Source organism: Sandaracinus amylolyticus, from assembly GCF_000737325.1.
In the GTDB taxonomy this organism is placed as follows: Bacteria; Myxococcota_A; Polyangia; order Polyangiales; family Sandaracinaceae; genus Sandaracinus; species Sandaracinus amylolyticus.
This window is the reverse complement of record NZ_CP011125.1, coordinates 889,925-900,887: the sequence shown is the minus strand read 5'-3', so window position 1 is coordinate 900,887 and position 10,963 is coordinate 889,925. Positions and strand designations below refer to the sequence as shown.

The following is a 10,963-nucleotide window of genomic DNA, read 5'->3' as shown; positions in this document are numbered from 1 at the left end:
GAATCTCCCTCTTCTCTCTCTCGTTCTCGAGAAGGAGCAGCGATGTACTCCGTCCGACGTTCGTATTCGACCACACTCGCTTCACTGGCGCTCTTCGGTGTCCTGAGCTCCAACGCGTCCGCGCAGACATATCGAGACGCGCTGGTACAGACTCCGACGCTCGCCGCGCCGACCCGCGGGTCCGTCGCGGGCACGCTCGCGAGCCTGCGGTACGCGCCGAGCGACCTCGCGCGCGGCACGTTCCACCTGCCGAGCCCGTTCGCCGCGCCCATCGATCGCGGCCCGCTGCTCGCGTCCGCGTTCCCGGCGTACTCGCCCGACGTCGGGCTCTCGGAGTGGGGCATGGGGTGGAGCGCGGATCTCTCGATTCGTCGATTCCGCACCATCGGCACCATCGATTATTCGACGAGCGACGAATTGGTCTCGCCGTGGGGCCGACTCGTGCGCGGAGACGACGGCGCGCTCTATCCCGCAGCGCTCGAGGATCGCGTGCGCGTGGTCGCCGACGGAGGCGGCTACGTCGCGACGACGTCCGACGGAACGCGGTGGATCTTCCGCGCCGCGGACGCGGTCACGAACGCGCGCGGCACGTACCAGTGGAACGTCAGCGAGGTGATCTCGCCGCTCGGCGACCGCACCGAGCTCGTCTGGACCGCGAACGCGTCGGGACGTCGCTTCGTCTCGGAGCTGCGCTGGGGCGGCCGCGGCGCGACCCGCGAGCACCGCGCGGTGCTCGGCTACGACACGGTCCCCGTCGCGCTCGCAGATCACGCGTCGGGCGCGCGGATGCTGCTCGATCGTCGCGTGCGCGAGATCGCGATGGACACGCGCGATCCCACGTCGGGCGCATGGACGCGGCGCTGGACGTACGAGCTCGCGTATCGCGAGAGCCCGGCGGGCGCGGCGTTCTACCTGACGTCGGTCACGCGACGGTTCGCGAGCGGCGCCGCCGAGCCGCCCGTCACGTACGAGTACGCGATGAGCGAGGATCGCCTCGCCACCGCGTCGCTCGAGCGGATGACCGAGCTCGACGCGTACCTCGCGCGCGTCGGTGGCACCGGGATCCAGCCCGAGGTCGTGTCGTTCTTCGACCTCGAGGACGACGGGCGCGTCGACATGGAGCACCGCTACGACCACTCGCTCGTGCACCACACCGACGCGGGCTGGACGTGGGAGGGCGCGCCGCCGCGCGACGGCGACGAGAACGCGCTCTGCCGTCCTGCGGCGTCGCACCAGAACCGTCCTCGCCTGCTCGTGCGCATGACGCCCGACGCGACGGAGCCCGAGGTCGTCGTCGCGTATCGCAGCGGCGCGAGCACCGGCCTCGTGATCTGCGATCGCGAGGGTGACCCGCTGCACCGCGAGGCCGTGCCCGGCGCATGGGATCTGGGCGCGAACACGCGCCTCGTCGATCTCGATCGCGACCTGCGCCCGGACTTCGTGCGTGTCTATCGCGGCGGATACGAGATCCTGCGCAACGTCAGTGACGAGCGTGGATATCGATTCGAGCGCTCCGCGCCCGGCACACTGGCACCCTCGTTCGCGCCCACCGCGACGTGGGTGCAGGACGTGAATGGCGACGGGCTCGCCGATCTCGTCGCACGCAGCACGGCGAACGTGGTCGTGTGGTTCGGTCTCGGCGGCAATCGATTCGAGAGCACCGGCACGACGTTCGGATTCCTGTCGTCGAACGGACCGGTCACGAACCTCGGCTCGTTCCAGATCACGTTCACCGACGCGAACCACGACGGGCTCGCCGATGCGCTGCTCTCGTCGGGCCGCTACCTGATGCTCTTCACGAACCGCGGGACGCACTTCCAGCAGATCGCAGTCCCGGGATTCTCTGCGATCACCTGGACCGTCGGTCTGCCGGTGGCGGTCGATCTCGATGGTCGCGGCGAGGAGCAGGCGGTGCTCGTCAACGGACAGAGCGCCTATCGCATCACGCTGTCCGCGCCGGAGTCGGGGCTCATGGTGCGCGCCGACGACGGCCGCGGCGGTGTCGCGCGGTTCCAGTATCGCCGGGCGCGACCGACGCCGGGGATCGTGCGCCGGCCGCCGATGCTGACGCGCATGGAGGTGAGCGCGACCGGCGTGGCCCCGGTCTCGTTCACCTACGACTACGAAGACGCCGTGTTCCACGGCGCGGCGCGACACCTGCTCGGGTTCGGCACCGTGCGGCGCGACTCGCCGAACGCGATCGAGTCCGCGGAGTTCCACTTCGACGACGACGTGTCGGGGCTGCTCGTCGGCACGCGCGTCGCGGCGGACGAGACCGACGTGTTCCGCTTCGAGGCGCGCACCTACGACGAAGCGCGGTTTCGCGGCGTGCGGTTCCTGCGCCCGCGCGATCGTCACACGGGCTGGTCCGATCGCACCGGCACGGTCGTCGACGGCACCCGCACGATCCACGAGGCCTACGCGAACGAGCTCTGCGTCACCCGCGCGCGCAGCGTGTCGCGCCACGGCGAGCTCGTGACCGAGAACGAGCTCGATCCCGTGCCCGGGCTCGGCGCCGCGCTGCACTGCACCCCGCGCGTGATCCGCAACCTCGGCACTCACCCCGGGCGCGCCGAGCTCGACTTCGACTACCGCGCCGAGATCGAGCGCGACGCGATCGGGATGCTCACGCGCATCACGGCGATCGCGGGTGATCGGCGGCTCGTCCTGCAGGAAGTCGCGTACGACGCGCAGCACCGGATCACGTCGATCACGGCTCCGTCCGAAGGTCGCACCGCGATGCGGTACGACCCGAGCACGGGCCTGCTCACCTCGATCACCGGGCCCGACGGAGTCGTGACCGCGGTGACGCGCGACGCGCGCACCGACGCGCTCGTGAAGCTGCTGATGGGGCGCGGACCGGGCGGCGACTGGAACCGCACGTTCCACTACGACGCGCTCGAGCGGCTCGACGCCACGTGGGACGACGTGGGCGCCGGCAACGCGGCGCTCCCCGACCTCGCGTACGAGTACCGCTACGCCGACGCGACGAGGCCCGCTGCGATCCTGTCGCGCCAGCTGATCGACGCATCGTCGCGCTCCGTCGCCGAGACCATCGAGCTCCAGGCGGCGACCGGCGACGTGCTCGCGACCGCGGTGCGCACCAGACGGGGCTGGGCGTTCGACGGGCTCACGCTCGCCGATCCCTCGGCCTCGCGCGTCGATCGTTTCCACCGCGCGCCGGTGAGCGCGGATCCCCGCTCGCTCACACTCGCGCAGCTCGTCGACACCGCGTCGCGCACCGCGCTCGGTCATCGCATCGACTCGGCGCTCGGCCACGCGATCGAAGAGGTGACGACGGTGCGCGAGGGCGTGCGGCGCACGACGGGTGAGCGCGTCGCGGTCCGCGCCGACGGCGTCGTGCACGAGTCGATCGAGAACGGTGTCGTCGCGGGCACGAGCGTGACCGACGGCGACGATCGCGTGATCACCACGACCGACGCGGCCGGCGCGACCACGACGCGCAGCTACGACGCGCTCGGGCGCCTCGTGCGCGTCGCGCTCCCCGGCGGCGCGATCCAATCGGTGCGCTACGACCGGCTCGGCCGCGTCGGCGCGGTCGTGCGCAGCGACGTGGGGCGCACCGAGCTCGAGTACGACGACGTCGGGCGCATGCTGCGCCGCCGCGTCTTCGACACCACGGGCGCGGAGCTGCGCTCGACGCGCCTCGAGCACGACGCGATCGGCCGCGTGGTGCGCGAGGTCCATCGTCGCGCCAGCGACGGAGCGGAGATCGCGTACGAGCGCCGCTACGACGAGGGCACCGGCGAGCTCGGGCAATTGACGTCGGTGCGCGGCCCCGGCTTCGTCCGGCGCGAACGTCACCACCGCGATGGTCGGGTGGCGCGCAGCGAGCTCGAGCTGACGGGCTTCCGCACGATCATCGTCGAGCGCAGCTACGCGGAGGACGGCGTCGAGCGCAGCGCGACGCGCACGGTGCTCGATCCCTCGGGCCGTGTGCTGCTGCGCAGCGAGCAGACGACGGAGCACGACGCGCTCGGCCGCGTCGCCCGCCGCACGCTCGGCGGCGCACCGCTCTACGAGCTCGCGTACGACGACGAAGGACGCGTGTCGCACGTGGCGTTCGCGAACGGCGAGTTGCTCGTGATGCGCTTCGATCCCGTCACCCACGGCCGGATCGGCTACGACCACGTGACCGACGACTGGACGCTCGGCGTCGAGGTCGAGCGCGACGCGCGCGGGCTCGTCTCCGCCGAGCGCGTCGAGCTCTCGACCGGCGGCGCTCCGCCCGTCGTGCACGATCGCGAGTACGTGTACGACGCCCGCCGGTTCCTGACCGAGCGGCGCGGGCCCGACGGCGCCTCGGCGTACACCTACGACGCCGCGAGCCGCATCGCCTCCTCGAGTGATCTCGCGGGCCGTCGCACGCACACGCGACGCGGCCGCACCGCGACGATCGGCTCGACGACGTACCGCTACGACGCCGCGGGACGCGTGATCGCGCGCGACGGAACGACGATGACGTACGGCGCGCACGGCGAGCTCGACCGCGTCACGCGCGACGGCCGCTCGTTCACGTACGTCTACGACGAGAGCGGCGCGCGCTTGCTCAAGCTGGACGGCCCTCGCGTGGTCGCTGCGTTCGTCGACGGCGCGTACCTCTCGGACGCGATGATCGTCGAGCCGGTCGAGGTCGCGGGACGCCTCGTGGGCGTGCTGGTGAACGGCGCGTACCGCTCGATCGCCACCGATCCGCGAGGCACGCCGCTCGCGACGAGCGACGGCACGTTCGTCGACGCGAGCCCGTACGGCGTGCGCCGCGATCGCACGGACCTCTCGGTCGCGCTCGACTACGTCGAGCACGGCTACGACGCCGATCTCGGCACCGTGCGGATCGGCGCGCGCGACTACGATCCGATGCTCGGCGAGCTCCTCACGCCCGATCCGCTCTACGCCGCGGAGATCGATCGCTGCGCGAGCGATCCGGTGCAGTGCACGCTCTACGCGTACGCGAGCAACGATCCGATCGCGCACGTCGATCCGAGCGGGCTCGAGAGCCGTCCGACGCTCGACGTCGACATCACGCTGCGGCTCGAGACGGGCGACCTCCAGGTCGCGAGCTCGGGCAACGCGATCTCCGACTTCGTGCTGTCTCCGGAGTCGCGCATCCACGGCCTCGAAGGCCAGGCCGGCGCGATCGCCGAGAGCGCGCAGCGCGGCTACAACGGGCAGTGGACGCTCGAGATGCACCCCCCGTCGTCGTCGTGGTGGAACGAGCTCGTCGGCGGGACCGCCGAGGTCGTCACGCCCGAGGCGACGATCACCGACGGCGACGTCCGCAACCTCACCAGCGCGCTCGGCAACATCGCGGCCGGCGGCGAGCTGGTGTTGCCCGACAGCGGGGTCACGGTCCACTTCGAGGTCGCGAACGCGTACGCGCTGAGCGACTGGGAGTCGGGCGCCGTCGCGAGCGAGGCGACGCGCACGTCCGAGGCGTCGCAGCAGTCGTCGTGGGGCGGCGGGGTCACCCTCGTGTTCGACACGGCTCGAGGGCCCGACGTCGAGGTCAGCGGCGAGCGCGGGTTCTCGAACGGCACGGCCGGCCGCGTCGAGACGACGACGACCACCACGATCCCGATGCGCGGGCGCGACGTGGTCGGCAGGGTGACGATGGTGCTGGAGGGCCGGCAGGGCTCGGTCCGCTGGCGTCATCAGGTCGACCTGGGCTACCGACGCGTGTTCCAGACCGCGCCTCGCGCGCGCTGATCGATCCGCGCAGCGTCCGTAACGGCGAGCGCATCGGGCCCGTGGCCTAAGAGGGCCCGGAGGCCCGATGCCTCGGCCGGCGCTCGCTCCCATCGCGTGCCTGTAGAGCGTCGCGTGTGCCGGCGACCCAGGTCGGTGCCCGTCGATGCATCGGCGCCTCCACTCGATGCGCGCCGGCTCCGTCCGCCGGCGATCAGCGCCGCGCGGCCTCGCGCTTGGCGAGCACCTTGAGCGCCAGCTTGGCCCAGCGGATGTTCTCCTGCTCGAAGGAGATCCCGCGCAAGAGCGTGAGGTACGGGCCGACCCGCTCCTCTTCGACGAGGAAGTCCTCCTCGGAGCAGCCGTCGAGCGAACGCTCGCGGCTCTTCTTGTAGTACGCGAGCTTCTGCTCCGCGATCGCCAGCCTCGCTTCGATGTGCGCCTTCACCGAGGCGAGGTCCCCGTGCTCCATGGCGTCGACCTGGATGAGCAGCTCGTCGCGAATGGCCGTCGGCTTCGGGTCGCGCGTCGTGAATTCGTGCAGCGCCTTGCGTCCCGCCTTGGTCAGCGAGAGCAGGCGCTTGTTCGGACGCTTCTCCTGCGCGACGACGCGCGCCGCGACGAGCCCTTCGTCCTGCATCTTCTCGAGCTCTCGATAGAGCTGCGCCGGCGTGGCCGTCCAGAAGTTCGCGACGGCATAGTCGAACGCCTTCGCCAGGTCGTAGCCCGACGACTCACTGCCGTCGGCGAGGGCCGCGAGGATCGCGTCTTGGAGCGCCATGCACGCCTTCTAGGCCGAGCAGGCGGACTATTCAACTCGTCGAATAGTCTCGTTTGACATCCCGGCAGCCCGCGTGTAGTGCTTCGTCGAGTAGTCAACAAGTTGACTATCGGAGGCACGGATGGCCACGTTCCGAGAAGCAGTCGACGCCAGGGATCTCGACGCCGTCGAGGCGATGCTCGCCGACGACGTCGTCTTCCACAGCCCGGTCGCGTTCAAGCCGTACGTGGGCAAGCCGGTGGTGAGCGAGATCCTCCGCGCGGTGATCGAGGTCTTCGAGGGGTTCCACTACGTCCGCGAGCTCCACGACGGCCCTCACCACGCCCTCGTCTTCGAAGCGCAGGTCGACGGGCTCACCGTCACCGGCTGCGACTTCCTCGTGCTCGACGGCGAGGGAAAGGTCGCCGAGCTCATGGTGATGGTCCGCCCGCTCAAGGCGGCGCAGGCGCTCGCAGCGCGCATGGGAGATCGATTCCCCGCGATCCAGGCCGCCGTCGTGGCGAAGCTCCAGGGAGCCCAGCGATGAGCGCGTATCCCCATCTCCTCGCCCCGCTCGATCTCGGGTTCACCACGATCCGGAACCGCACCCTCATGGGCTCGATGCACACGGGCCTCGAGGAGCTGCCGGGTGGCTTCGAGCGCATGGCGGCGTTCTTCGCCGAGCGAGCGCGCGGCGGCGTCGGCCTCATCGTGACCGGCGGCGTCGGGCCCAACGCCGAGGGCGCGGTCTACGCGGGCGCGGCGACGCTCACCACCGAGGAGGAAGCCGCGCGCCACTCCGTCGTCGCGCGCGCCGTGCACGATGCGGGCGGGAAGATCTGCATGCAGATCCTCCACGCGGGCCGCTACGCGTACAACCCCGACTCGGTCTCGGCGAGCGCGGTGAGGGCGCCGATCAACCCCTTCCGCCCGCGCGAGCTCGACGACGCCGGCATCGAGAAGCAGATCGCGGACTTCGTGCGCTGCGCGCGGCTCGCGCAGCTCGCGGGATACGACGGCGTCGAGGTGATGGGGTCCGAGGGCTACTTCATCAACCAGTTCCTCGTCGCGCGCGTGAACCAGCGCACCGATCGCTGGGGCGGCCCGTACGAGAACCGCATGCGCCTCGCCGTCGAGATCGTGCGGCGCGTGCGCGAAGCGGTCGGGCCGCGCTTCATCATCATCTACCGCCTGTCGATGCTCGATCTCGTCGAGGGCGGCAGCACCTGGGACGAGATCGTCACGCTCGCCAAGGCCATCGAAGCGGCCGGCGCGACGATCATCAACACCGGCATCGGCTGGCACGAGGCGCGGATCCCGACGATCGCGACCAAGGTGCCTCGCGCCGCCTTCACCAAGGTCACCGCGAAGCTGCGCGGAGAGGTGACGATCCCGCTCGTCGCCACGAACCGCATCAACACGCCCGAGATCGCCGAGCGCGTGCTCGCCGAGGGCGACGCCGACATGGTCTCGATGGCCCGGCCGTTCCTCGCCGACGCGGACTTCGTGAACAAGGCCGCCGCAGGACGTGCCGACGAGATCAACACCTGCATCGGCTGTAACCAGGCCTGTCTCGACCACACGTTCCAGGCGAAGCTCACGAGCTGCCTCGTCAACCCGCGCGCGTGCCACGAGACCGAGCTGCGCATCGAGCCCGCCGCGACGAAGAAGAAGGTCGCCGTGGTCGGCGCGGGCCCTGCCGGGCTCGCGGCCGCGACCACGCTCGGCGAGCGTGGTCACGACGTCACGTTGTTCGAGGCGTCGGACGCGATCGGCGGGCAGTTCAACCTCGCGAAGCGCATCCCCGGCAAGGAAGAGTTCGCGGAGACGCTGCGCTACTTCGAGAAGCACCTCGAGCGGACGGGAGTCCGCCTCCGTCTCGGCACGCGCGCCACGCCCGAGGCGCTGACACAGGGCGGCTACGACGAGGTCGTGATCGCGACCGGCGTGGTCCCTCGGAGGCCTGCGATCCCCGGCATCGATCACGCGAAGGTCATCAGCTATCTCGACGCGATCCTCGGCACCCGACCGGTCGGCGAGCGCGTGGCGATCATCGGCGCCGGCGGCATCGGCTTCGACGTCGCGGAGCTGATCACGCACGCCGGCGAGAGCACCAGCCTCTCGCGCGACGAGTTCTGGAAGAGCTGGGGCATCGACGCGAAGCTCGAGGCGCGCGGCGGCATCGAGGGCGTCGACGCGGCACCGCATCCGCCCGCTCGACGCGTCACGCTCCTGCAGCGCAAGACGACCAAGGTCGGCGAGGGGCTCGGCAAGACGACCGGCTGGATCCACCGCGCGACGCTCAAGACGAAGGGCGTCGAGATGCTGAGCGCGGTGGAGTACGTCGGCATCGACGACGAAGGGCTCCACGTTCGCGTCGACGGCGAGACGCGGGTGCTCGCGGTCGACACCGTGATCGTGTGCGCCGGGCAGGAGCCCCTGCGCGACCTGCTCGAGCCGCTGACCGACGCGGGCGTGAAGGTCCATCTGATCGGCGGGGCCGACGTCGCGCTCGAGCTCGATGCGAAGCGCGCGCTCGACCAGGGCACGCGCCTCGCCGCGAGCCTCTAGCCCGACGTTTCGTTCCGTTTTCGCCCCGCGGAATCTCAGTCCAGCTGGAGTGCTCGCTCGCGCAGGGCCCGCACGGGAGCGTGCGGAGCACGTGGACGGGAAGGCCCTGAGCGGGCGAGCCGATTTGGACACTTCTCACCATTCCCATCTGGCCAGCGCGCGGCCGCTTCGCTACCGTCCGCGGCGATGCTTGCTCGGACAACTTCGCGCGCGCTGCTCTTCTCCACCCTCCTCGCGCTCGCCGGGTGCGGTGATGACGACGCGTCGACGCAGCTCGACGCCGGCATCGACGCGAGCGCGCAGGACGGCGGCAGCGACGGCGGACCGCCCGCGTCGGCCGTGTGCGACGAGCTCGATCTCGCATCCACGCCGATGCGCACGAGCGGGCTCGGCGACGCGCCCGGCGAGGTCGCGGGCGACTTCACGGTGACGCAGCTCGACGGCTCGACGTGGACGCTCTCCGAGCGCTGGAGCGGCTGCGAGAGCTACGTGTTCCTCGTCCACTTCCCGGGCGCGAGCGGCGACGCGCTCTTCGCGACGAGCCTCGCGCGCCTCTTCGGCGAGGGCCCGCGCAACACGCGCTACTTCTTCCTCTCGTACGACGAGAGCGCCGACGCGCGCCGCGCGCGCATGGAGGCGCTGCGCGCGAGCTTCGAGGACGACCTCGCGTTCTGGCTCGAAGGGCAGCCCGAGGAGCACGCGTTCTGGCGCGAGCGCATGCACTTCGTGACCGATCGCGCGACCGAGGTGCAGGGCAGCGTCGGCGCGCACCTGCGCTCGCTGATCGAGTTCGCGTCGACGCCGGGCAACGAGGTCGATCATCCCGACCACGGCCGGATCGGCGTGCCCGCGCCCGTCGCGTTCGGCATCGATCGCGCGCAGACGTGGGACGAGGCCGACAACCTCGCGCCCGCCGTCGGTCGCCCGCCCGAGCTCGGCATGGCGGCGTACCTCGGGCACTTCTACGAGTACCGCGCCGCGCTCGACGCGCGCCTCGCGAGCGAGGCCGATGCGACGATCGTCACGCTGCTCGACGAGCGCACGACCGGCCGCGTGTTCCGTCCCGAGGTCACGCTCCCCGATGCCGCGACGATGGCGACCTTCGATCAGCTCGAGATCGACATCGAGATCACGTGCGACGAGGGCAATCCGTTCGCGTGCTCGGAGTGGGATCGCATCGCCGACATCCAGATCTGCACCGGCACCTCGAGCGATCCGGTCGCGGCGTGTGATCAGCGCCTCGAGATCGCGCGGTGGATCACCCCGTACTGGCGGCGCGGGCGACAGCGCTACGCGATCGACGCGACGCCGTTCCTCGCGCTCATGCGCGAAGGTGGTGCGCGCCGCTTCTTCGTCGAGCTCGGTCCGGAATGGGAGCGCGCGACCGAGTGGGTCGCGAAGGTCTCGCTCCGCTTCCGCACCGTGGGCGGCACGCCGCGCGCGACCGGCGGTGCGCGCGCGTTCGTCGGCGGCGCGTTCGACGCGACGTACAACACGATGCATCCGCCGTTCAGCTTCACGCCCCCCGCCGGCGCGACGCGTGTCGAGCTCGTCACGATCCTCAGCGGGCACGGCCAGACCGACGGCGACAACTGCGCCGAGTGGTGTGATCACCGCCACGTCTTCACGGTGAACGGCACCGCGCTCCCCGAGATCCGCCACGAGGGCCGCATCGGCGAGGACGTCGGATGCGCGGTGCGCGCGCGAGACGGCGCGATCCCCGGGCAGTGGGGGAACTGGGCGCAGTCGCGCGCCTATTGGTGCCCGGGTCTGCCCGTCGACGCGGTGCGCACCGACATCACGTCGCGGGTGACGGTCGGCGAGGAGAACACGATCACGTACGCCGGTCGCTTCCGCACCGACGCGCCGCGCGGCGGCGACATCGCGCTCAGCGCGTACGTCGTCTGGTACGCGGAATAAAAAGGC

5 protein-coding genes are annotated in these 10,963 nt (G+C 71.1%); 4 read left to right on the top strand and 1 reads right to left on the bottom strand.

Going from position 1 to position 10,963, the window contains the following annotated elements; genetic code table 11:
- Positions 1-42 precede the first annotated feature (42 nt).
- A complete protein-coding gene (locus tag DB32_RS03585; protein ID WP_053231011.1) occupies positions 43-5,727 on the top strand; it encodes an FG-GAP-like repeat-containing protein in 5,685 nt (1,894 codons plus the stop codon).
- Between the two features lie 193 nt (positions 5,728-5,920).
- On the opposite strand, the gene DB32_RS03580 is transcribed toward DB32_RS03585, so the two are convergent.
- Positions 5,921-6,487: a PadR family transcriptional regulator gene (locus DB32_RS03580; protein ID WP_053231010.1), complete on the bottom strand. Its 567-nt coding sequence runs from the start codon at positions 6,485-6,487 to the stop codon at positions 5,921-5,923.
- A gap of 121 nt (positions 6,488-6,608) precedes the next feature.
- Here DB32_RS03580 and DB32_RS03575 point away from each other — a divergent pair, with 121 nt between their 5' ends.
- The 3 genes from DB32_RS03575 (at position 6,609) to DB32_RS03565 (ending at position 10,957) form a co-directional block, all read left to right on the top strand.
- A complete protein-coding gene (locus DB32_RS03575; protein ID WP_053231009.1) occupies positions 6,609-7,013 on the top strand; it encodes a nuclear transport factor 2 family protein in 405 nt (134 codons plus the stop codon).
- Positions 7,010-9,037, top strand: coding sequence for an NADPH-dependent 2,4-dienoyl-CoA reductase (locus tag DB32_RS03570; protein WP_053231008.1), 2,028 nt, complete (start codon positions 7,010-7,012; stop codon positions 9,035-9,037). Before DB32_RS03575 ends, DB32_RS03570 begins: the two co-directional genes overlap by 4 nt.
- Before the next feature lie 186 nt (positions 9,038-9,223).
- Entirely contained in the window at positions 9,224-10,957 is a 1,734-nt protein-coding gene (locus DB32_RS03565) for a peptide-N-glycosidase F-related protein (protein WP_053231007.1), read from the top strand.
- The last annotated feature ends 6 nt before the right edge of the window (positions 10,958-10,963 follow it).